Annotated in this window: 20 protein-coding genes; 16 read left to right on the top strand and 4 right to left on the bottom strand. The window is 40.3% G+C overall.

What is annotated here, in order from left to right:
- The first annotated feature begins 4 nt into the window (after positions 1–4).
- The 11 genes from thrC (at position 5) to CWC30_RS00645 (ending at position 11,965) form a co-directional block, all read left to right on the top strand.
- The gene (gene thrC, locus CWC30_RS00595; protein ID WP_036979887.1) at positions 5–1,288 is read left to right on the top strand and encodes a threonine synthase; all 1,284 of its coding nucleotides are present in this window, start codon (positions 5–7) and stop codon (positions 1,286–1,288) included.
- A 268-nt stretch (positions 1,289–1,556) separates the two neighbouring features.
- Entirely contained in the window at positions 1,557–2,813 is a 1,257-nt protein-coding gene (gene glyA / locus CWC30_RS00600) for a serine hydroxymethyltransferase (protein WP_138626140.1), read from the top strand.
- A 107-nt stretch (positions 2,814–2,920) separates the two neighbouring features.
- Positions 2,921–3,370 (top strand): transcriptional regulator NrdR, encoded by a 450-nt coding sequence (gene nrdR / locus CWC30_RS00605; protein WP_010390928.1) that lies wholly within the window; start codon positions 2,921–2,923, stop codon positions 3,368–3,370.
- 2 nt (positions 3,371–3,372) lie between these two features.
- Positions 3,373–4,500, top strand: a complete 1,128-nt coding sequence (ribD, locus tag CWC30_RS00610) for a bifunctional diaminohydroxyphosphoribosylaminopyrimidine deaminase/5-amino-6-(5-phosphoribosylamino)uracil reductase RibD (RefSeq protein ID WP_036979884.1) — start codon at positions 3,373–3,375, stop codon at positions 4,498–4,500.
- A gap of 24 nt (positions 4,501–4,524) precedes the next feature.
- Positions 4,525–5,178: a riboflavin synthase gene (locus CWC30_RS00615; RefSeq protein ID WP_138626141.1), complete on the top strand. Its 654-nt coding sequence runs from the start codon at positions 4,525–4,527 to the stop codon at positions 5,176–5,178.
- Between the two features lie 28 nt (positions 5,179–5,206).
- Entirely contained in the window at positions 5,207–6,319 is a 1,113-nt protein-coding gene (gene ribBA, locus CWC30_RS00620) for a bifunctional 3,4-dihydroxy-2-butanone-4-phosphate synthase/GTP cyclohydrolase II (protein ID WP_013464232.1), read from the top strand.
- Between the two features lie 93 nt (positions 6,320–6,412).
- On the top strand, positions 6,413–6,877 hold the full coding sequence (gene ribH, locus CWC30_RS00625) for a 6,7-dimethyl-8-ribityllumazine synthase (protein ID WP_008110216.1): 465 nt from the start codon (positions 6,413–6,415) through the stop codon (positions 6,875–6,877).
- A 15-nt stretch (positions 6,878–6,892) separates the two neighbouring features.
- Entirely contained in the window at positions 6,893–7,306 is a 414-nt protein-coding gene (gene nusB / locus CWC30_RS00630) for a transcription antitermination factor NusB (RefSeq protein WP_008110215.1), read from the top strand.
- A gap of 84 nt (positions 7,307–7,390) precedes the next feature.
- Entirely contained in the window at positions 7,391–8,365 is a 975-nt protein-coding gene (gene thiL, locus CWC30_RS00635; protein ID WP_036979878.1) for a thiamine-phosphate kinase, read from the top strand.
- Entirely contained in the window at positions 8,362–8,847 is a 486-nt protein-coding gene (locus tag CWC30_RS00640) for a phosphatidylglycerophosphatase A family protein (RefSeq protein ID WP_008110211.1), read from the top strand. The genes thiL and CWC30_RS00640 overlap by 4 nt, the downstream gene beginning before the upstream one ends.
- A 31-nt stretch (positions 8,848–8,878) precedes the next feature.
- Positions 8,879–11,965 carry a ligand-binding sensor domain-containing diguanylate cyclase gene (locus CWC30_RS00645; RefSeq protein ID WP_138626142.1) on the top strand — a complete coding sequence of 1,029 codons (3,087 nt, stop codon included), beginning with the start codon at positions 8,879–8,881 and terminating at the stop codon, positions 11,963–11,965.
- Positions 11,966–12,027: 62 nt separating this feature from the next.
- On the opposite strand, the gene dxs is transcribed toward CWC30_RS00645, so the two are convergent.
- The 3 genes from dxs to xseB form a co-directional block, all read right to left on the bottom strand.
- A complete protein-coding gene (gene dxs / locus CWC30_RS00650) occupies positions 12,028–13,890 on the bottom strand; it encodes a 1-deoxy-D-xylulose-5-phosphate synthase (RefSeq protein WP_036979872.1) in 1,863 nt (620 codons plus the stop codon).
- Positions 13,891–14,005: 115 nt separating this feature from the next.
- Positions 14,006–14,893, bottom strand: a complete 888-nt coding sequence (gene ispA / locus CWC30_RS00655; protein ID WP_138626143.1) for a (2E,6E)-farnesyl diphosphate synthase — start codon at positions 14,891–14,893, stop codon at positions 14,006–14,008.
- A gap of 2 nt (positions 14,894–14,895) precedes the next feature.
- On the bottom strand, positions 14,896–15,138 hold the full coding sequence (xseB, locus tag CWC30_RS00660; RefSeq protein ID WP_010390946.1) for an exodeoxyribonuclease VII small subunit: 243 nt from the start codon (positions 15,136–15,138) through the stop codon (positions 14,896–14,898).
- 303 nt (positions 15,139–15,441) lie between these two features.
- On the opposite strand from xseB, the gene pomA reads away from it, so the two are divergent.
- The 4 genes from pomA to CWC30_RS00680 all read left to right on the top strand — a co-directional run bounded on the left by pomA (position 15,442) and on the right by CWC30_RS00680 (position 19,780).
- On the top strand, positions 15,442–16,209 hold the full coding sequence (gene pomA, locus CWC30_RS00665; RefSeq protein WP_036979865.1) for a flagellar motor protein PomA: 768 nt from the start codon (positions 15,442–15,444) through the stop codon (positions 16,207–16,209).
- Positions 16,210–16,211: 2 nt separating this feature from the next.
- On the top strand, positions 16,212–17,132 hold the full coding sequence (locus tag CWC30_RS00670; RefSeq protein WP_028834921.1) for a flagellar motor protein MotB: 921 nt from the start codon (positions 16,212–16,214) through the stop codon (positions 17,130–17,132).
- 147 nt (positions 17,133–17,279) lie between these two features.
- On the top strand, positions 17,280–17,768 hold the full coding sequence (locus tag CWC30_RS00675) for a hypothetical protein (RefSeq protein ID WP_036979862.1): 489 nt from the start codon (positions 17,280–17,282) through the stop codon (positions 17,766–17,768).
- A gap of 71 nt (positions 17,769–17,839) precedes the next feature.
- Positions 17,840–19,780 (top strand): DNA topoisomerase III, encoded by a 1,941-nt coding sequence (locus tag CWC30_RS00680; protein ID WP_138626144.1) that lies wholly within the window; start codon positions 17,840–17,842, stop codon positions 19,778–19,780.
- A 28-nt stretch (positions 19,781–19,808) separates the two neighbouring features.
- On the opposite strand, the gene CWC30_RS00685 is transcribed toward CWC30_RS00680, so the two are convergent.
- Positions 19,809–21,119, bottom strand: a complete 1,311-nt coding sequence (locus CWC30_RS00685; RefSeq protein WP_138626145.1) for a M20 metallopeptidase family protein — start codon at positions 21,117–21,119, stop codon at positions 19,809–19,811.
- A gap of 109 nt (positions 21,120–21,228) precedes the next feature.
- On the opposite strand from CWC30_RS00685, the gene CWC30_RS00690 reads away from it, so the two are divergent.
- Complete coding sequence (locus tag CWC30_RS00690; protein WP_138626146.1) at positions 21,229–22,086, top strand: tetratricopeptide repeat protein; 858 nt, start codon at positions 21,229–21,231, stop codon at positions 22,084–22,086.
- The last annotated feature ends 609 nt before the right edge of the window (positions 22,087–22,695 follow it).

Genomic DNA, 22,695 nt, shown 5'->3' on the forward strand with positions numbered 1-22,695 from the left:
AGTCATGCAATTACATAATTTAAAAGAATATTCACAAAAAGTGTCGTTTGTTGAAGCTGTAAAAACAGGACTAGGGCGTAATCAAGGTGTGTTTTTTCCAGAGTCGTTAGCGCCATTAAGTGATGTTGATGCATTACTAGATATGGACTTTGTTACTCGCAGCGGCAAAATTTTATCGCACCTTATTGGTGACGAGCTACCAAGTGATACTGTTGCCCAGATGGTTAAGAATGCGTTTAACTTTCCGGTTAAGCTGGTGGAAGTTGAAGATAATACCTATTGCTTAGAGTTATTTCACGGCCCAACACTGGCATTTAAAGATTTTGGTGGCCGTTTTATGGCCGAGTGCTTGGCGCAATTTAATCAAGGTGAAAAAGTCACTATTTTAACTGCAACATCGGGTGATACCGGGGCTGCCGTAGCGCATGCTTTTTATAACAAACCAAATATTGATGTCGTTATTTTATACCCTAAAGGTAAAATTTCATTAGCGCAGCAAAAGTTATTTACAACGCTTGGTGACAACATTCATTGTTATGCGATTGAGGGTAGTTTTGATGATTGCCAAGAATTGGTTAAAAAATCATTTTTAGATGAAGAGCTAAAATCGAAGTTAGGTTTAAACTCAGCAAATTCAATTAACATTAGCCGTTTAGTCGCGCAGGTGTGTTATTACTTTGAAGCCATTGCACAGCTGCCAAAAGAAAAGCGTGCTACAGCGCATATTTCAGTACCGAGTGGTAACTTTGGTAATGTGTGTGCGGCTATGATTGGCGCGGTTATTGGTATGCCTGTAGGTAAACTAAGCGCGACTACAAACCAAAACGACACAGTACCGCGCTTTATGCTTGATAAAAATTGGACGCCTAATGCGACAATTGAATCGCTTTCAAATGCAATGGATGTGAGTAAACCTAATAACTGGCCACGTGTGCAATCAATGTTAGATAATAACTGGTTTAGTTATGATAACTTTTATTCGGTGAGTGTTGATGAGCAGCAAACACAAACAGTGATGAAAAAAATTCAACAGCTTGGCTATATTGCAGAGCCTCACACCGCAATTGCTTACCAAGGTCTTGTAGAAAATAAGGCAGCAGATGCTGTGGGGATTTTTTTAGCGACTGCGCATCCGGCCAAATTTAAAGACAGCGTTGAGGATATCCTTAATGTTGAATTAGATATGCCAAAGCCGTTAGCTGATGCATTAGCAAAACCGTGTTTAGCCACGGATATGCACAACGATTATGGTATTTTGCGTACAGAATTGTTTAAAAAGCTAGCCTAAAAAAGGCAAATAATAAAAGCGGCTTAGGCCGCTTTTTTTGTTTGTTTGTGCATCGCTTTAGACATAACGCATAAGCTATATAAATGTAGTAAATAAAATTCATTTAAAATTGTTATTAGTTTATAAAAAAATATCATCATCAAAATGCTGTGAAATAGTTTCAATCCCTGTTTAAATATCCTCAACTTAAGAGCGTAGGCAAAACGTCGTTTTAAGCGTACAATAAAGCCTCTAAAAAATACCCATACACGTTGCCCAGGAGACCCCAATGTTAGAACGTAGCATGAATATTTCGGACTTTGATCCAGAGTTATTTGACGCGATGAGCAAAGAAACATCACGTCAGGAAGAACATATTGAGTTAATTGCATCTGAAAACTACTGTAGCCCACGCGTACTTGAAGCGCAGGGTTCTCAGCTGACTAACAAATACGCTGAAGGTTACCCGGGCAAACGTTACTACGGTGGCTGTGAGCACGTAGACGTAGTTGAGCAACTTGCTATTGACCGCGCAAATGAATTATTTGGTACAGATTACGCAAACGTACAACCTCATGCCGGTTCACAAGCGAATGCTGCTGTTTTCCAAGCTCTTTTAAGCCCACTTGATACTGTATTAGGCATGAGCCTAGCGCACGGTGGTCACTTAACACATGGCTCACACGTAAACTTCTCTGGTAAAACATACAACGCAATTCAGTATGGCCTTAACGAAGAAACTGGCGAAATTGATTACGCACAAGTTGAAGCGTTAGCACTTGAGCACAAACCAAAAATGATCATTGCTGGTTTTTCTGCATACTCAGGTATTGTTGATTGGGCTAAGTTCCGTGAAATTGCAGACAAAGTAGGTGCTTACTTATTTGTTGATATGGCGCACGTTGCAGGTTTAATTGCTGCGGGTGTTTACCCAAGCCCAGTGCCATTTGCTCACGTTGTAACAACCACAACACACAAAACATTAGCGGGTCCTCGCGGTGGTTTAATCATCTCTGCGTGTGGCGATGAAGAAATTTACAAAAAGCTAAACAGCGCTGTTTTCCCAGGTGGCCAAGGTGGTCCTTTATGTCATGTTATTGCTGCTAAAGCGGTTGCATTTAAAGAAGCACTTCAACCTGAGTTTAAAACATACCAAACACAAGTTGTTAAAAATGCACAAGCAATGGTTGCGGTATTACAAGAGCGCGGCTACAAAGTAGTATCGGGTAAAACTGATAACCACTTATTCTTACTTGACTTAATCGACAAAGATATCACAGGTAAAGATGCAGATGCTGCCCTAGGTAATGCGAATATCACGGTTAACAAAAACTCAGTACCGAACGATCCACGTTCACCATTTGTTACCTCTGGTCTGCGTATTGGTTCACCAGCAATCACTCGTCGTGGCTTTAAAGAAGCTGAATCAAAAGAGTTAGCGGGCTGGATCTGTGATGTACTAGACAACATCGAAGATGAGTCAGTACAAGCGCAAGTAAAAGAAAAAGTGAAAGCAATTTGTGCAAAATTACCTGTTTACGCTTAATCCAAGAGTAAAATAGTAATTTAGATCACAACTGCACACATTTTTGATATGATAATGGCCGCTATGATAGCGGCCATTTTTTGTTTTTAAAACGGAAACACACAGTTATGCATTGCCCTTTTTGCACCGCCAAAGATACTAAAGTTATTGATTCTCGCCTTGTAGGTGGAGGACACCAAGTACGTAGACGTCGTGAATGTAATGAATGCCACGAACGATTTACCACCTTTGAAGGGGCTGAATTAGTGATGCCACGGGTCATCAAGCAAGATGGCAGCCGCGAACCGTTTAATGAAGATAAGTTACTAAATGGCTTAACTCGCGCCCTCGAAAAACGTCCCGTAAGCACTGAGCAAGTTGACGAAGTGGTTAATATTATTAAGTCGCAGTTACGTGCCACTGGCGAACGCGAAGTGTCTAGCCATTTGGTGGGTGAGTGCATTATGGAAGCGCTTAAAAAGTTAGATAAAGTGGCCTATGTAAGATTTGCCTCTGTATATCGCTCGTTTGAAGATATACGCGAATTTGGTGAAGAAATAGCCCGCTTAGGAGAATAGTAATGAGCATGCAAAGTTCGTTTTCAGAGGATGATAAACGCTACATGGCTCGCGCTATTGAACTGGCAAAAAAAGGGCGCTTTACCACCACTCCTAATCCTAATGTTGGCTGCGTACTCGTAAAAAATAATAAAGTAATAGGTGAAGGGTTTCATCAGTTAGCGGGTCAAGGTCACGCAGAGGTAAACGCACTGGCTATGGCTGGTGAAAATGCAAAAGGCGCAACCGCTTATGTAACACTTGAGCCTTGCAGTCATTATGGTCGAACACCGCCATGTGCTGAAGGGCTAAAAGCAGCAGGTGTTAAAAAAGTGATCGCTGCTATGGTTGACAGCAACCCGCAAGTTGCAGGCAAAGGTCTGAAAATTTTAGCGGATGCTGGTATAGAAGTCGCTTACGGGTTACTTGAAGCGCAAGCTCGCGCATTAAACCTTGGGTTTTTTAAGCGCATGGAGCAGGGATTACCCTTTGTGACTTGCAAAATGGCCGCAAGTATAGATGGTAAAACGGCGCTTAAAAACGGGCAAAGTAAATGGATCACTGGCCCCGCAGCGCGCCAAGATGTGCAACTATACCGAGCACAAAGCTGTGCAATTTTAACCGGTGCCGATACGGTATTAATGGATGATGCAAAATTAAATGTGCGCCCAGAAGAGTTACCGTATTCTTTACCAACTGATTTACCACTGCGCCAACCGGTTCGCGTTGTTATTGACTCACAAAATAGGCTTACCCCTGATCTTGCCTTATTTTCAATTCAAAGTGAGGTGATAATATTTACCACCAAGGTTGATAAATCGCATCAGTGGCCTCATTTTGTTAAACAGATTGAAGTACCTGAAAATAATAATAAAGTAGATTTACTGGCCGTGTTAAACACGCTAGCCCAATTGCAGTTTAATAATGTGTGGCTAGAGGCCGGAGCAACACTGGCTGGCAAAATGACAGAACTTGATTTAATTGATGAGTTTGTTTTTTACATTGCCCCTAAATTAATGGGCTGCGATGCTAAAAGTTTACTGAATTTCCCAGAGTTAATGAGTATGCAAAATACCATTAATTTAACTTTTAATGAGTGTGTGTCAATTGGTGATGATTTACGTATCACAGCACTAAAAAAAGCTCATTAATCATTTTATATAAAGAGTAGCACTATGTTTACTGGAATAGTTGAAGCGACAGGTAAAATTGCGTTATTACAAAAAAAACAAGGTGATTTAGCTATTCGTATCCAAAGTAAAAACCTTGATATGAGTGATGTTAAGTTAGGTGACAGTATTGCAACTAATGGTGTCTGCCTGACGGTTGTTGGTAAGCATATTGATGGCTTTAGTGCTGACTTATCAAATGAAACGATTAGCTTAACGGGATTTGCACATTACGCATTAGGGCAAACCGTTAATCTAGAAAAGGCGATGCAACCTGTTTCGCGCCTCGGTGGTCATTTAGTATCTGGCCATGTAGATGGTATTGCTACTATCACAGCGATTAATGCCAATGCGCGAGCAACAGAATATTGGTTAGCCACCGATGAAAATTTAATGAAATACATTCCTTACAAAGGGTCGGTTTGTATTGATGGTATTAGCCTGACGGTTAATGCGGTTGAAGGTAATAAATTTAAACTGACGATTGTGCCCCACACCAGCGAGCAAACGACCATAGCTGACTTTAAAGTTGGCACCCAGGTTAATTTAGAGGTCGACCAAATAGCACGTTATTTAGAGCGCCTAGTTAGAGGGGCTGACCAACCTTCGGGTTCAGATATTTCGATGAGCTTACTCGCTAAAGCGGGCTTTATAAAATAACGACATTGACAACTTATACGAGCAACTTATGAATTTAAACAGCGCACAAGAAATAATTGATGACATTAAAGCCGGTAAAATGGTTATTTTAATGGATGATGAAGACAGAGAAAATGAAGGCGATTTAATTATTGCTGCTGAACACATTAGTGCAGAAGCGATTAACTTTATGGCGACTCATGGCCGTGGACTAATTTGTTTAACGATGACTCAAGAGCGTTGCTCGCAGCTTGATTTACCATTAATGGTAAAAAATAATGGTGCCGCATTCTCAACTAATTTCACCATGTCAATTGAAGCATCAAAAGGGGTCACCACAGGTATTTCTGCAGCGGATCGTGCTCGCACTGTTCAAGCTGCCATTGCGAAAGGCGCTGTGCCAAGCGATATTGTACAACCAGGTCATATTTTTCCTATTATGGCGCAACCAGGCGGCGTGTTAACACGTGCAGGGCATACAGAAGCGGGGTGTGACTTAGCGCGTTTAGCAGGGCTTGAGCCATCATCAGTGATTGTAGAAATCCTAAATGAAGATGGCACGATGGCGCGTCGTCCTGATTTAGAAGTATTTGCTAAGCAACATGATATTAAAATTGGCACCATTGCTGATTTAATCGAGTACCGCAACCTAAACGAAACCACAATTGAGCAAGTTGCAAAATGTAAATTGCCAACTGAACATGGTGAGTTTGACTTAGTGACTTACAAAGACACCATTGATGGGCAGTTACACTATGCATTGCTTAAAGGTGAAATAAAACAACAAGAACCGACCTTAGTACGTGTGCATTTACAAAGTACTTTTAACGATATTTTACTCTCTGATCGCAATGCTGACCGTAGTTGGGGTTTATCGCAAGCAATGGCTTATATTGCTGAGCATAATGGCGCCTTAGTTATTTTAGGTAAGCAAGAAAGCACTGAAGAGTTAGAAGCCACAGTAAAAGCGTTTGCCGCAGCTGATGCGGGTGAAAATGTGACGCCACGTAAATTTCAAGGTACTTCGCGCACCGTAGGTGTGGGTTCGCAAATTCTGGCTGATTTAGGTATTCAAAAAATGCGTTTGATGAGTTTACCTAAAAAATACCATGCATTATCAGGGTTCCATTTAGAAGTGGTTGACTACGTAGAGCCACAATAATTACGCGCTAGGTTATTATTTTATTTATGTGGTATAATGCGCATCAATTTTTGCGCAACCGAAATCGCTTAAACTTATTTTTAGGGTTATCAAATGAAAATTATTGAAGGTAATAAATACGCTCCAGGCAAAAAGTTTGCCATTGTCATTTCTCGTTTTAATGACTTTATTGGTAGTAGCTTGCTTGCAGGTGCTGTTGATGAGCTAAAACGTACTGGTGGAGTATCAGAAGACGATATTACCGTGATTTACGTACCCGGTGCGGTTGAATTACCTTTGGCAGCGAAACGCGTTGCAGCAAAAAAAGAATATGATGCAATTATCGCCTTAGGTGTAGTGATCAGAGGGGGCACGCCTCACTTTGATCTCGTCGCTGGCGAGTCAAATAAAGGGCTTGCACAAGTATCGCTTGAGTATGATATCCCGGTTGCATTTGGCGTATTAACCACTGAAAGCATTGAGCAAGCAATTGAGCGCGCAGGTACCAAAATGGGTAACAAAGGCGGCGAAGCTGCTTTAGGTGCGCTTGAAATGGTTAATGTGTTAGATAAAATTTAAGTTTAAGGAATTTTTGTGAAACCAGCAGCAAGACGTAAAGCACGTATCTTAGCACTTCAAGCCGTGTATTCATGGCAATTAAGCGGCAATGCGATTGCCGATATCGAACAACAAATGTTGATCGAAAACGATGTGACTAAAATTGATGTTGAATATTTTAAAGATTTAGCACGTGGAGTTGCCGTAAATCATAAGCAACTAGACGAAGCTGTATCGCCTCATTTAACTCGTCCATTTGATGAATTAGACGAAGTTGAACGTGCAATCTTACGTTTAAGCAGCTACGAGCTTAAATTTCGTGAAGATGTTCCTTACAAAGTGGCTATCAATGAAAGTATTGAATTAGCGAAAATGTTTGGCGCTGAAGATAGCCATAAATTTGTAAACGGTGTACTTGATAAAGCTGTAAAACAGTTACGCAAGTCATAACAACTTAAGCTGCATATTAATTTCAGTGAGTTGTTATAAATAACCGTTAAAAAGGAGAGCCGGCATAGGTCGGCTTTTTTGTGTATGAAGGAATTTGAATTAATTAATCACTACTTTAAAGGTCGCGGTATCACTCGTCGCGATGTTAATTTAGGGATTGGAGATGACTGTGCGCTTGTCACAGTACCAGCAAACTGTCAGCTTGCTATAACAACAGATACCTTAGTTGCTGGGGTGCATTTTTTTCATGATATCTCTCCTCGCGCATTAGGGCATCGAGCTCTGGCAGTAAATTTAAGTGATTTAGCTGCCATGGGTGCAGAGCCTACATGGGTATCGGTTGCACTCACGTTGCCAAGTATCGATCCACAATGGATTGCAGAGCTGACTGACGGCATGCATGAAATTGCTGAGTACTTTAATGTACAAATTATTGGTGGCGATACGACTCAAGGCCCACTCAGTATTACTATTTGTGCAAAAGGCACGGTTCCTGAAGGTAAAGCACTGTGTCGAAGTGGCGCAAAAGTGGGCGACTGGATTTTTGTAACCGGACCGCTAGGTGATGCTGGTTTGGCAATTGAGTCAAAAAAACAAGGTTTGCCAGTTGCACCTGAACATTTAAAGCATATTAATAAATGTTTAAACTTTCCAACGCCACGCGTGGCCGCCGGACAAGCTTTGCGTGGCTTAGCGTCATCAGCGATTGATATTTCAGACGGTTTACTTGCTGATTTAGGGCACATTTTGGATTTGTCACAGGTCAGTGCAACAATCAATATTGAAAATGTACCTACTTCTGATGCGATGCAAGCGAGTCTTGATTTTGAGCAACAGCTTCCTTTTATACTCAACTATGGCGATGACTATGAACTACTTTACACTGTCCCAGACAGTAATAAGAGTATGCTCGATATTAAGTTGCGCCAATACGGTGTAGAAGCAACCTGTATCGGCCAAATCAAAAGTGGTGACGGGAATATAGAATTATTACACCAAGGTGAAAAGTTTGTTTTTGAGCACAAAGGCTTTGAGCACTTTTCCAAGGAGCAGGTTTGAATAAAAACCGATTATTTAATTTAAAACGCCCACATCAATTTTTTGGTTTGGGTTTTGGTACAGGGCTTGCGCCTAAAGCCCCAGGTACATTTGGTACTTTAGCGGCGTTACCGTTTATTTTTATTACCATGCATTTTCCGTTATGGTTACAAATTGTATTTGCGGTGGTGATCAGTATATTTGGTATTTGGGCATGTGGAAAAACAGCTGATGACCTTCAAGTTCATGATCATCCAGCTATTGTTTGGGATGAAGTCGCTGGTTACTATATAACGATGATTGGTGCAGCACTGAATTGGCAAACCTTATTAGTGGGCTTTTTACTATTTCGCTTTTTTGATATAGCAAAGCCAGGGCCGATTCGTATACTTGATAAACGTGCTCATGGTGGGTTTGGTATTATGGCCGATGATGTACTTGCAGGTATTTTTTCGCTTATTTGTTTGCAAGCATTGATAAAAGTAGGTTTACTACCCTTTTAATTTATTATTTGTTTAACTAGGTGGCAGCACTATGATGCGATTTTTATTGGTTTGTGTACTCTTGATGTGTGCCATGCCAAGTACGGCTTCAATTACTGATTACGTAGTTAAACAATGGAACATTAAAGACGGACTTCCCTCACAATCCCTTAAAAGTGTGGTGCAAGATAACCAAGGCTACATGTGGCTTGGTACGCAATTCGGATTAAGCCGATTTGATGGTAACACTTTTACTAATTACAACACTCAAAATAGTCTGTTTTTACCCAGCAATGGCATCAATAAATTACTGATTGATGGCCAAGGACTATTATGGATAGGCACGAAAAACGGCCTCGTTGTTATAGACCCAGAAAAGCTAACCGCACAAGAGTTTAATATTAAAGGCCCTGTTAGAGATATTCTTGAAGACTCTAAAGGCAGTATTTGGATAGCAGCTAATGGGCTTTATTACATAGACAGAGGCCAGATAGAGCTGCGCGACCAGCTAAACAATCCGAGCCCTATCGTAAATGCCACTGTGATCACCCAAATAGTAGGGTCAGTCAGTAAAATGGCGCTCTCACCAGAGGGAATTTGGCTGGTTAACGATCGTAATTTATTGCGCTTGACGCAAAGCGCGTCTGATTTTTCTAAATTGCGCTTAGAGCTTACCGCTAAAGTGGCCTTGCCTGATCGTTTAGCGCAAACAATTGTTCACGACTTATCCTTTTTAAATGGCAATTTATATCTTGCTTCTGAGCTAGGTGCTTACTTTTTAGATTTAGATGATGAGCTACGCCCATTTCCGCTGCCTAACGCTAACAACTCAGCCGTTTATAAGTTTATGAGTGATGGCAATGGTGGCCTGTGGGTATCGACTTATGGGCGCTTATTGTTCAGAGGGAAATCGGATGATTGGCAATGGGTTGAGCCCAGTCAATTAGATCAAAGTATTTGGTTTGCCGATATATTTAGAGATGATGAAAATAATATATGGTTAGCGAGTTTTAGTGAGGGACTTTGGCTTGCTCACGAAGGGCGAATAGAGCGCCATTCAGCCATTTCTAAAATGACCGAAGCGGTTATGGCCATTAGTAAATCACCAGATGGTAAGTTATGGATTGCCAACAAAAGCGGCGTAGGCTATTTCGATGCCGATAAAACGTTTATCAATGTCATTAACAGTACCAAGTATGGTAACGCCTCAGTACATGACTTACAGTTTGACGGCAATCGTCTTTATGTTGCCACTGGTAGAGGTTTGTTTTTCTACGAGTCGAATACCTTATATAGTTTTCCTGCCCGTGCGTTGAGTGATAATCCTGTATTTGCTATTAGTACGTCGACTAAAGGCGGCTTTTGGGTGGGCACTGGGCGAGGCTTATATCGTTTAAATTACAATGGCTTAAACCCTTTTGCGTACAATGCTTTTTTAGGCAGTAAGTTTGTAACCTATGTTTTAGATAAACCAAATTTTGGCGTGATTGGTACCAGTAAAGGGGCGTATTACTTTACTGAACGCGGGATAGAAAAAATAGGCGACCAAACCACTTTGGAAAGTGCGTACGTGACTAGCATTTTACACATTAAAGGTGTGGGGATTTTAATTGGCTCGCTTAACGATGGTTTGTTTTATCGCAGTGGACAAGGGCAGTGGCAGCAATTAGATGCCGCCAATGGGCTGCCATACGGTTCTATATTTAGTCTTGAATACGATGATACTACAAAACGTATTTGGGTAAGCACCATGAAAGGGGTTTATCGCATGCCGGTTGAGCAATTCAAAGCCAACATTGAAAGCCTAAAAGTGGAGGAAGTGATCTCTTCATTTGATCGACAGCTCGATGGTAAAGCAAGTCAATGCTGTAATGGTTTAGGCCATGATGCGGTGGTTGATATGGATAATTCAATTTGGTATCCCAGCTTGCAAGGTGTTGTAGAAATTCCTAAAGACGTAGAATTATTTGGACTGCGTTCACTTAAACCAACTATAGAAACTTTAACCACGCCATCACGAAAACTTACTGCGGCTGCGTTAGGTAAAAAGCCAGTACTTAAAACTGACGAGCGTGATGTAACGCTTACCTATACCGCCATCGATTACTATGCACCTGCAAGTATAGAGTTTAGGTATAAACTCAATGGGCTTGATAATGATTGGCGCTATGCAAATACCCGCCGAGAAGCAATTTACACTAACTTACCAGCAGGTATGTTTTTATTTGAATTAGAGACAAAACGTCAAGGTGAAGATTGGGGCAAAGCGCAATCGGCCGAATACGCTTTTGTGGTGCCTGAACGATTTGGTGAAACTATATATTTTAGATTACTGATCACCAGTGGTTTTGTGTTGCTCTTTTATTTGGTGTTTTGGGTATTTAAAGTTCAAGAGCGACGTAAGCAGCAAGTTCTTGAGGGGCTTATTACTGAGCGAACCCTTGAGCTTCGCCAAGCAAACGATAAATTAAACCAAGTAAACTCTCAGCTTAAGCTTGTTAGTCACTCTGATGAGCTAACAGGGCTGAGAAGTCGCCGTTTTTTGTTTGATCAACTACCAAAAGATATTGAGCATTTTCAGCGTAACTCGCAGTCATTGCAGGCTCAAGGTAAATCGTTGGTATTGTTAATTATTAATTTAGATAACTTTAGCCGCATTAACGATGCCTATGGTCCTATTGCCGGAGATAGCTGTTTACAACAAGTAGCGGCATTACTTAACTCGCGTACCCAAGGTTCTGATTATGTTGCCCGTTGGAGTGGTGATGAGTTTTTACTGCTATTGCGCGATTTTAAATGTAATTTAATCGACAGCTATGTATCTGAATTATGCCAAGCAATTGCAGATTATTCGTTTCAGCTTCCTAACGGTGAAACAACCAATATAACAGCGTCAGTCGGGTGGTCGTTCTATCCTTTACCTCTTTTAGGTGGGCAAGTTATTAGCTGGGAAACATCAATTAATCTAGCTGACATAGCATTACATCAAGTTAAAAAACGTGGCGGCGATGGCGTCGCTAATATTACCTTTGACGAGCAATTAGATGCATTTGAGTTTGAGCAAAACCCCAATGTTGAACAGCAAATTGGTTTGTTACAAAGCAATGGTCTAGCCGACATTAAGGTGTGGATGCGCTAGAGATTATAGATGAGCAATAAAAAAGGAGCCAATGGCTCCTTTTTTATTAAACACTATAAGTATTAGCTCATAAATGCTTTAATTGAAGTTAAAATACCATGTTCACCTAACCCCATTTCATCGTGCATTTGCTGTTGTGTGCCATGTTTAATGAATTCATCAGGAATACCTAAGTTAAGCACTTTTACATCGGCTTTAATGCTCGCTAAATATTCATTAACTGCTGAGCCTGCACCGCCCGCAATCGCGTTATCTTCAAGGGTTACAATAATATCGTTATCATTAATCAGCTCATCAATTAATGCCGTATCAAGTGGCTTAATAAATCGCATGTTTACTAATGTGGCATTGAGCTCATTAGTGGCAAGTTGTGCGTTTTCAAGCAAGGTACCAAATGATAATATAGCCACTTTAGTACCTTTTTTAATTACATTCGCTTTACCAATTTCTAGCTTTTGCATAGTGCTTTGAATGTCTGCTGAGCCTGCACTACCACGCGGGTAACGAACAGCAACAGGACAATTAGCTTGATAGCCTGTATAAAGCATATGACGGCATTCGTTAGTATCACTTGGGGCCATAATGACCATGTTAGGTATACAGCGCATAAAGCTTAAGTCGTAGGCGCCTTGATGGGTTTCACCATCGGCTCCAACAATACCGGCGCGGTCTATAGCAAATAATACCGGTAGGTTTTGCAGTGCAACGTCGTGAATTAGTTGATCGTACGCGCGTTGTAAAAAGCTAGAATAGATAGCCACAACGGGCTTTAAGCCCTCACAGGCAAAACCTGCAGCAAGAGTAACGGCGTGTTGTTCTGCTATCGCTACGTCAAAGTATTGTTCTGGATACACTTTAGAAAAACGTACCATACCTGAACCTTCACGCATAGCTGGCGTGATTGCCATGAGTTTACTGTCTTGCTCGGCCATGTCACAAAGCCAATCACCAAACACATTTGAGAAAGTCGCCGCACCTGGCTTAGATTTTGGTAAGCTTGATGTTGCAGGATCAAATTTTGGTACGCCATGATAACCAATCGGATCGGCTTCGGCAGGCTTATAACCTTTGCCTTTTTGGGTTTTTATATGTAAAAGCTGTGGGCCTTTTAAGTTACGCATATTGCGCAGCGTATCAACCAACATATTCACATCATGTCCATCAATTGGGCCAATGTAATTTAGACCTAATTCTTCAAAAAAAGTACCCGGGATCATCATCCCTTTAATATGTTCTTCCATACGGCTGGCAAGCTCTTTTACCGGCGGTACACCAGAGAGCAGCTTTTTACTGCCTTCGCGGATGTTGGTATAAAAGCTACCTGATAAAATACGCGCAAAATGATTGGTTAACGCACCGACGTTTTCAGATATCGACATTTCGTTATCGTTCAAAATGATCAGCATGTCTGATTTAACATCGCCAAGATGGTTCATTGCTTCAAAGGCCATACCCGCAGTAATTGCGCCATCGCCGATTACCGCGACTGTTTTACGCCCTTTGCCTTCTTTTTGCGCAGCAATGGACATACCCAGCGCCGCAGAAATTGAGGTACTTGAATGGCCAACACTAAAGGTATCGTATTCACTTTCATCTCTAAAAGGGAAAGGGTGCAATCCGTCTTTTTGGCGAATGGTATGCATTTGGTCACGGCGGCCAGTCAGTATTTTATGCGGATAAGCTTGATGGCCCACATCCCAGACCAAACGGTCATCGGGTGTGTTGTATACATAATGTAATGCAACGGTAAGTTCTACGGTTCCTAAACCAGACGCTAAATGACCGCTACTTTGCGATACCGAATTGACTAAATAGTCACGCAATTCATGGCTAAATGCAGGAAGCTTATCTTGTGCTAACTCTCGCAAGTGGGCTGGTTCGTTCACCAAATCAAGTAATGGATACTTGCTGCTATCAAGTGTCATGGTTTTTTATATATCCTTCGCTAATATTAACCCTCCTCAAAACAAACGAGGTTTAAAAGGCGACTTAATATTCAGTAATAATTTTGTTCTAAGATTTAATACGGTTTAGCCATGTTTAATGGTCACGTTCAATTAAATAGTTTGCCAATGCCGCTAAATCTGTTGTGTCTGCGTCAATGTTAGCTAATGCCTCATGGGCTTGTTGTATTAAATTTTGTGCTTTTTGCTTAGCGCCTAGCATACCTAATAAAGCGGGGTATGTCGCTTTATTCGCTGCAATATCTGACCCTTGTGGCTTGCCTAAAGTAAGCGTATCGCCCTCAACATCTAAAATATCGTCATGAACCTGAAATGCAAGCCCTATAGCGTATCCAAAAGTTGATAAGTTATCTAAAGTTTGTTGGCTCGTATTAGGAGCACACAGTGCACCAAGAGTAATCGCACAATTTATTAGCGCACCGGTTTTAAGTTTATGAATACGTTCTAACTCATCAACAGTAATAACCTTATCGGTTGCTGCAATATCACGGCCTTGTCCGGCAACCATACCTTGTAACCCCGAAGCATGCGCTAATGCTGCGATCATTTTTAATTGTGCTTCAGTCGAGCATTTAAATTTATGCTTGGCAATAAGTTCAAATGCTAAAGTTTGCAGTGCATCTCCAGCTAAAATCGCTTGTGCTTCACCGTATACAATATGGCAAGTAGGGCGACCACGGCGTAAGTCGTCATCATCCATCGCAGGTAAATCGTCATGCACTAATGAATAACTATGAATGCATTCAATGGCTGCTGCCAGCACATCTAAATCACGTTTTTCAGCACTGAGCATTTTGCCTGTGGTATAAACCAAAAAAGGGCGTAATCTCTTCCCGCCATTCATTAGACTGTAATGTGTGGCTTCTTTTATGGTGTTGTCGCTTTCAAGTGGTTGTTCGAAATAAAGGTTGAGTGTATTGACTACATCATCTTGAGCGAGCTTTATTTGTTCTTTTATGCTCACAATTATTCCAAATCGTTATCAAACTGAGTAAGCGGTGCTTTTTCGTCATTACCCATTAATATCGACACCTTTTGCTCAGCTTGTTGAAGTTTGCCTGAAGATGCGCTCGCAAGTGCAATACCTCGCTCAAATTGCTTTAAAGACTGTTCAAGCGATAAATCACCTTGTTCCATTTCACTGACAATTGTTGTTAGCTCTTCTAGTGCTTGTTCGAAACTTAAATTTTCAGGTTTTTTAGTCGCCATCTTTATTTTCAACTTACATAATAAATTTAGACGCCAATTTTAGGGGGAATGCTAAACTAGGTCAAAGAATGATATTGTTTTTTGATAGATAAATGCTGTTGATTGGGTTTTATTGCGTTTCAACGTTATTTTTTAAAATTATTAATTTTGATTAATTAGGTTGATTACCTATGTTGATCTAAAATAGGACTAATCGTAATTTTACCGTTTATCATAAAAATCACTTAAGTATTTCAGTATCTTGCCGATAAACAATTAATAACAACGCTTGCGAAGAAAAAATATAAAACCTTTGGAGGGAATGTGGATTTAGCAACCATTATTGGGATCCTTGGCGCAATTGGCTTAATTGTCATGTCCATGTTTATGAGTAGTAGCGGTGAAGTCGCTATGTTTTACAATACCCCTTCTGTGGTTATCGTATTTGGTGGTTCCCTTTTTATCGTTTTATCTAATTTTACCATGTCGCAATTTCTTGGCATTGGTAAAGTATGTGCAAAAGCGTTTATGTTTAAAATTGAACCCCCTGAAGCGTTAATTGAAAAGGCGGTTGAGCTAGCAGATTCTGCCCGAAAAGGCGGGTTTTTAGCCTTAGAAGAAGCCGAAATTCCAAATCCATTCATGCGCAAAGGCGTTGATATGCTCGTGGATGGGCATGATGCGGATGTAGTGCGTGCAACATTACAAAAAGATATTTCCCTGACGACGACTCGTCATGAAATGGGCGCAAGCTTATTTAAGTCGCTAGGTGATATTGCTCCCGCAATGGGGATGATCGGTACGTTGATAGGCTTAGTGGCTATGCTCTCGAACATGGATGATCCAAAAGCAATCGGACCTGCAATGGCGGTAGCCTTGTTAACAACGTTGTATGGGGCATTTTTGGCGAATGTTGTCGCCATTCCTATTCAGGTAAAACTTGAACTGCGTAAAGACGAAGAGGCCATGAATCAGCGCTTAATTTTAGATGCGGTATTAGGCATCCAAGATGGCCAAAATCCTAAAGTAATTGAAGGGATTTTGAAAAATTATCTAGCTGAATCAAAACGCGCAGTCAATACTGAGGAATAATTATGTCAGATGAAGAGTGCAAATGCCCTCCTCCAGGGTTACCTGCATGGATGGGGACATTTGCCGATTTAATGTCGCTATTAATGTGCTTTTTTGTACTTTTACTCGCATTTTCTGAAATGGATGTACTTAAATTTAAACAAATTGCGGGCTCAATGAAGTTTGCTTTTGGTGTACAAAATAAAATAGAGGTAAAAGACATTCCAAAAGGGACATCTGTTATTGCTATGGAGTTTACGCCGGGTAAACCTGAGCCAACTCCTATAGAAACCATTCAGCAACAAACGGTTGAAATGACTCAACAAATGCTTGAGTTTCAGGCGGGAGATGAAAGCTCCGCAGGTGGACGTCAAGAGCAACGTGGTGAAAAGCGAGGTGGTGAATCAAGCAGTACCTCAGAGGAAGTTGCTGCAGCTACGGCAGTGTCTGCTGCTGATCAAGAGCAAATAAATGACTTAGTTAAAAAAATTGCGCAACAGCTTGAAAAACAAATTATTGATGGGGCTATTGAGCTTGAATCTTTAGGGCAGCAAATCATAATTCGTATTAGAGAAAATGGCTCGTTTCCATCGGGGAGTGCATTTTTACAACCACAATTTAAACCTATCATTCAAGATATTGGCCGATTACTTAAAGATGTACCCGGTGAAATTACGGTGTCTGGTCATACGGATGATTTTCAGGTATCCAACGAGCTTTACATTAATAACTGGGATTTATCCTCTAAACGCGCAGTTGCGGTAGCGAGTGAATTACAAAAAGTTCCAGGTTTTGATAAAACCAGAATGATGGTGGTAGGGCGTGCAGAAACACGACCTTTAGTACCTAATGATTCCCGCGAAGATCGCAGACGCAATCGCCGTGTAGAAATATCTATTTTACAAGGTAAGGCAAAAGAGTCAGCGCCAATTGATGTAAGATAGAATGATTTGGCTATGTACCTTTTTTAGCGTAGAGTGCAACATTATTAACAAATGTAATGGGGCGAATATGTTGACTAAGTATTGTAGTATGCCTGGTAACGGCGATGGAACTGATGAAGATACAAAAGTTAAGTAAGGTTATTTAGTTTGCCTGAATGGTTTTTGTATTTTGTAAGTATATTAAGTAAAAGCTGGGTTCTTATTTTGAGTCCGGCTATTTTTATATTCTTTATCCTCAAAGATTATTTAGCTCTTAGGTTCGTTGTTATTACCGCCGCTTTTTTCTTATTTGGCACTGTGACCTACTCAAGTTTAATGGCGTTTGATGATGGTATTTATATATACCGTTACCTTGTATGGGCATTAACAGATATTACTTGGATGGCCCTTATTGCTTATTGGGGTCTTAAAGATAAAGTGCATTTGTGGCAATGTGTACTTGGCCAACTTGTGGTTATTGCTGCCCCTATTCTGCAATTGTTTCGTTTAGTAGATCGCCATCTTTGGGATTTATCGTATAGTACTGTTATGTATCAAACATTTATGCCCTTAATAAATATCGCTACTGTTGTTATATGTTATCTACCGCTTTTATATATTTTTGTTAATAAGCGAAATAAAGCTTTAAGCTTATAACGACAAAAATACCCCTCGTTTAAAATGATGTGCTAGACTACTGTTTATATGAACAGTGTTAGAGCTATGTTATGAAACTTTATATTGCTGAAAAACCCTCTTTGGGTCGCGCTATTGCAGACGCACTTCCTAAACCGCATAAAAAGCATGATGGCTATATTGAAGTGGCAAATGGTGATTGCGTATCTTGGTGCATAGGTCATTTGCTTGAGCAAGCAGAACCCGATGATTATGATGAGCGTTTTAAAAAGTGGCAGTTTGAACATTTACCTATTGTGCCTGAGCATTGGCAACTTAAAGCAAAGCCTAAAACTCGTAAACAACTCACTATTTTAAAAAAGCTAATCAAAAAAGCAACAACACTTGTACATGCTGGCGATCCTGACCGTGAAGGCCAGTTATTAGTTGATGAAGTTATAGAACAAGCAAAAATCAGCCAAGCAAAAAAACAAAATATTCAGCGTTTATTGATCAGTGACTTAAACTTAACGGCAGTTAAAAAGTCAATAAATAGTATGCGTGCTAACCGTGATTTTATCCCTTTAAGTGTATCTGCTTTAGCACGGTCTCGTGCTGATTGGTTGTTTGGTATGAATTTAACGCGAGCTTATACGCTAGCTGGGCAAAAAGCGGGCTTTGGTAATGTGTTGTCGGTTGGGCGAGTACAAACACCTATTTTAGGTTTAGTTGTAAATCGTGATAATGAAATCGCAAATTTTGTATCCAAACCATTTTATGAAGTACTTGCTCATCTTGTTACACCTGAGCAGCAATCATTTACTGCTAAGTGGATACCGAGTAAAGCGTGCGAACCATATCAAGATGAAGAGGGCAGAGTACTTAATAAAGCCTTAGCCGAAAATGTGACTTCACGCATTGCTAATCAGCCCGCAAATGTAACAGCGCTTGAGCAAAAGCAAAAAAAACAAACCGCGCCTCTTCCTTATAACTTATCTGCTTTACAAATAGATGCTGCTAAAGCTTTTGGGATGCCAGCACAAAAAGTACTCGATATTTGCCAAGTTTTATATGAACGTCATAAATTAATTACCTACCCACGCTCAGATAACCGTTACTTACCGAGAGAGCATCACCAAGATGCACCTGCTATTTTAAAAGCGATAGCCGTAAATGGTGGGCAGTCAGTAGAGCTGGTAAATGAGGCAAATGCAAAACAACGTAGTAAATGTTTTAATGATGCAAAAGTGGCCGCTCATCACGCCATTGTGCCGACAGCTAAACAGTTAAAAAGTGTGAGTTTAGCCAATGATGAAGCAAAAATTTATCAGTTAATAAGTCGACACTATTTAATTCAGTTTTATCCCGACTACATATATAACGAAAGCAAAGTAGAGGTAACCATAGCCGGTGGTTTATTTAAAGCAAGTGCAAAGCAAGATGTAAGCTTAGGTTTTAAATTGCTCATGGGTAAGTCGGAACTTAAAGAAGAAGCTACATTACCTTATTTAGAAAAAGGCATGGCACTTACTTGTACTAAAGGTGAAGTGGTGCAAAAGCATACATCTCCTCCGGCTCATTTTACCGATGCAACCTTACTTGCTGCTATGACGGGAATTAGCCGTTATGTAAAAGACCTGCAAATCAAAAAAATATTAAAAGAAACAGATGGCCTCGGTACAGAAGCAACGCGTGCAGGCATTATTGAGCTGTTATTTAAACGTCGCTTTTTAAAACGTGAGGGAAAAGCAATTAAAGCAACTGAAACAGGTCTGGCATTAATTAGTGTATTACCAGAGGGATTATCAAGCCCCGACTTAACTGCAAAATGGGAGTCGAGTTTAGGTGATATTGCACAGCAAGCAATGAGTTATCAGCAGTTTATACAACCTTTATTAGCCGATTTAACTAATTTTGTAAGCCAAGCGGCGAACTGCAATAGTCAGGCATTTGCACTGTTACCTAAAACGTCACCTAAAAAGCGCTTTGCCAAACGTACAAAAAAAGCGCCGTATAAAAAGTCGAGTTATAGAAAAAGCCCTACGGTAAATTAATCGCAGGGCTTACATATAGCGTTGAAGGTTACTGATTGAATAGTGCCACAGCGGCGTTACTCATTGCCTTTATTCCTGTAGGCAGTGCTACTTTATAATCAGGCGCAAATTTACTTGAATGTAACGAGGGCAGTGTTTCGTTATTTTTTATTGCCTTGGCGTACTGTTGTTGGTTAACGCCACCTAGCCAAAATAAGGTGATAGGAATATTTTCGTCGGTGCGCCCGTATAATCCAAAGTCTTCACCGGCCATTACCGCTTCTGTTTCGAGCACGTTTGCATCACCTATCGCACTTTTTATAGCGTTTCGAACAAGATTAGTTTGTACTGGGTTATTGTAAGTTGATGGAATTGATTCATCTTCATGAACTTTCACTACAGGGTAGAGAGATTCCTCAAGGCCTGCACTTTGTGCTATACCTGCAGTAATACGTTTAATTGCCGCTATTTGTGCGTTACGTATATCTGGATTGTAGCTGCGTAGCGTAAGTTGCAACTTAACTTCATCAGAAATAACATTGTGTTTAGAGCCACCATGAATGGAACCCACCGTTATCACTGAAGGTTCAAGTGGAGAAAGCTCTCGACTAGTAATTGTTTGTAGTGCAAGTATTGTTCGAGCTGCGATGATCACAGGGTCAATAGTTGTATGCGGGTAAGCACCGTGGCCACCTTTTCCTTTTATACTAATATCGACAGAATCAACACTGGCCATGGTGTATTCATTTTTCATTGCCACCTTACCCGCAGCAACATTAGCGCTTACATGCAAAGCAATAATATGATCAGGTTTAGCGTATTTGCTAAATAATCCTTCCTTGAGCATTGCTTTTGCACCACCGCCTACTTCTTCAGCGGGTTGAGCAACCATCATTAAAGTACCTTGCCACTGATTTTTATGCATAATTAATTGCTCTGCAGTGCCAATAAAAGAGCTCATATGAATATCATGACCACAGCCATGCATAACGCCAACTTCACTACCTTGATCATTAATTGTGGTAATAGTTGATGCGTAAGTTTTGCCTGTTTGCTCTGTTATAGGCAGGCCATCAGTATCAGTTCTGATCATGACGGTAGGGCCTTGACCATTTTTGTAAATTCCGACTACACCATAACCACCTACATTATCGGTTACGTCAAACCCTAATTTCTGAAGTCGTTCAGCGATTTTTTTACCTGTTTGCTTTTCCTTATATGACAATTCAGGTGATTGATGTAGGTCTAAGTAAAGTTTTTCTATTGCCGGCATGCTGGTATCAAGATTCAACTTAAGTGCTTGCGCATTCAATAATGGGCTGACTAATAAACACAATGCACTTACATACGCTAATTTCATATTTCCCTCACTACCTTCAATTGTATTTAAATGATTTAAACAGATGACTTGTAATTATTATCTTCATCACCATATAAAAACCTAAATAGATGAACATGGCAATAATTCAATGAGTAATATAGTTAGTCTTAACGCACAAAACCTTCAGCAAGTATTGGGTGAAACATCACAACAAAAGTTAGTACTACTTAACTTTTTTTCTCCACAAAGCCCAGAGTGTATTAGCCAAGCAGCTATTTTAGATAAGTTAGCTGCTGAATACAGCAACTATATAGTAGTCGCAAACTTAGACTGCGATGCAGAGCAGGCACTTGCCTCTCAACTTGCCCAACAAGTTGGATTGCAAACCTTACCTACTTTAGTGTTATTAAAAGACTCAGCTCCAGTTGATGTATTAGCGGGTGCTCAAACAGAAAGCCAAGTTCGTGATGCATTATCTAAACATTTACCAGCTCAACAAGACTTATTATTAGAGCAAGCCAAGCAAGCACTGATTAATAGCGACTTAAATGCCGCGTTTACTTATGCCAAACAAGCGTATGAACTTGATAGTCGTAATGCGAGGATTAAATTAGTACTGGCAGATATATGTATACAAATCTACAAACTCGATGAAGCCGCTGCGTTAATAGAAACAATAGATGTAAAAGAGCAAGATGCATACTTTAATAATATTAAGGCAAAATGTGAGGCCGCATTAGAGGCAACCGATTCACCTGAAATAAAAGCATTGCAAGAAAGAGTAGCCAAGCATCCCAATGAGCTTGAATTAAAAATGAAACTTAGTAACCTACTCAATGAAGCAGGAAGGAAAGAAGAAGCATTAGAAGCACTCTTTACTATCCTTAAAAAAGATCTTAACTATGATGAAGCCAAACCAAACTTCTTAGCAATAATCGCCTCTTTACCTGACGGCGATGCATTAGCCGCTAAATATCGCCGCAAGCTCTATAGTATTTTATATTAACGGCTAATTAGAACCTTTATAAAAGCATCTAACTAAAGATGCTTTTTTGTTTTCTACATTTAAAAAGAGGATAAATGCAGGGTTATCCACAGGGTTTTGTGGGTAACGTGTGTATCTAGGTGGGGTATCTTTGGGGTAACAATTAAATGCAAAAAAGCCTTTAAAAACGCTTGCGTTAGAATCGATTCTCCCTATAATGCGACCCCACTGAGACGGGGAACGCCAACGCATAGCGAAGCAGGAGCTGCTCAGAAAGTCGAGTAAAACTTGAGTTTAGATTTTTGATAAAGTTTAAAATTAAGTGTTGACAAAAAAACAGGAAAGCGTAATATGCGCAGCCCTAGCGAGATAAAGTTAAACGCTTTAACCGCAACGTTCTTTAACAATATAAAGCAATCATCTGTGTGGGCACTCGTACAGATTGAGTTCTAACAGCCAAGCTACTTCGTTCTTTATTGAGCAAGTAACGAGGCAAACAAATTTAGAGTCTCAATGTGATTTCTCGAAAGAGAAACTGAGTGACCAACAGCAATAACTACTTCGGTAGGAATTGCAGCACAGTCAATTCAATATCGAAAGATATTAAATAAATTCAGAATTCATTGAGCT

The organism is Pseudoalteromonas sp. S4741, from assembly GCF_005886135.1.
Lineage (GTDB): Bacteria > Pseudomonadota > Gammaproteobacteria > Enterobacterales > Alteromonadaceae > Pseudoalteromonas > Pseudoalteromonas tetraodonis.

Excerpts from the sequence above, each read along its gene's own strand:
- thrC (WP_036979887.1), top strand. The coding sequence starts at position 5 with ATGCAATTACATAATTTAAAAGAATATTCACAAAAAGTGTCGTTTGTT.
- glyA (WP_138626140.1), top strand. The coding sequence starts at position 1,557 with ATGTTAGAACGTAGCATGAATATTTCGGACTTTGATCCAGAGTTATTT.
- nrdR (WP_010390928.1), top strand. The coding sequence starts at position 2,921 with ATGCATTGCCCTTTTTGCACCGCCAAAGATACTAAAGTTATTGATTCT.
- ribD (WP_036979884.1), top strand. The coding sequence starts at position 3,373 with ATGAGCATGCAAAGTTCGTTTTCAGAGGATGATAAACGCTACATGGCT.
- CWC30_RS00615 (WP_138626141.1), top strand. The coding sequence starts at position 4,525 with ATGTTTACTGGAATAGTTGAAGCGACAGGTAAAATTGCGTTATTACAA.
- ribBA (WP_013464232.1), top strand. The coding sequence starts at position 5,207 with ATGAATTTAAACAGCGCACAAGAAATAATTGATGACATTAAAGCCGGT.
- ribH (WP_008110216.1), top strand. The coding sequence starts at position 6,413 with ATGAAAATTATTGAAGGTAATAAATACGCTCCAGGCAAAAAGTTTGCC.
- thiL (WP_036979878.1), top strand. The coding sequence starts at position 7,391 with ATGAAGGAATTTGAATTAATTAATCACTACTTTAAAGGTCGCGGTATC.
- CWC30_RS00645 (WP_138626142.1), top strand. The coding sequence starts at position 8,879 with ATGATGCGATTTTTATTGGTTTGTGTACTCTTGATGTGTGCCATGCCA.
- dxs (WP_036979872.1), bottom strand. The coding sequence starts at position 13,890 with ATGACACTTGATAGCAGCAAGTATCCATTACTTGATTTGGTGAACGAA.
- xseB (WP_010390946.1), bottom strand. The coding sequence starts at position 15,138 with ATGGCGACTAAAAAACCTGAAAATTTAAGTTTCGAACAAGCACTAGAA.
- CWC30_RS00670 (WP_028834921.1), top strand. The coding sequence starts at position 16,212 with ATGTCAGATGAAGAGTGCAAATGCCCTCCTCCAGGGTTACCTGCATGG.
- CWC30_RS00680 (WP_138626144.1), top strand. The coding sequence starts at position 17,840 with ATGAAACTTTATATTGCTGAAAAACCCTCTTTGGGTCGCGCTATTGCA.
- CWC30_RS00685 (WP_138626145.1), bottom strand. The coding sequence starts at position 21,119 with ATGAAATTAGCGTATGTAAGTGCATTGTGTTTATTAGTCAGCCCATTA.
- CWC30_RS00690 (WP_138626146.1), top strand. The coding sequence starts at position 21,229 with ATGAGTAATATAGTTAGTCTTAACGCACAAAACCTTCAGCAAGTATTG.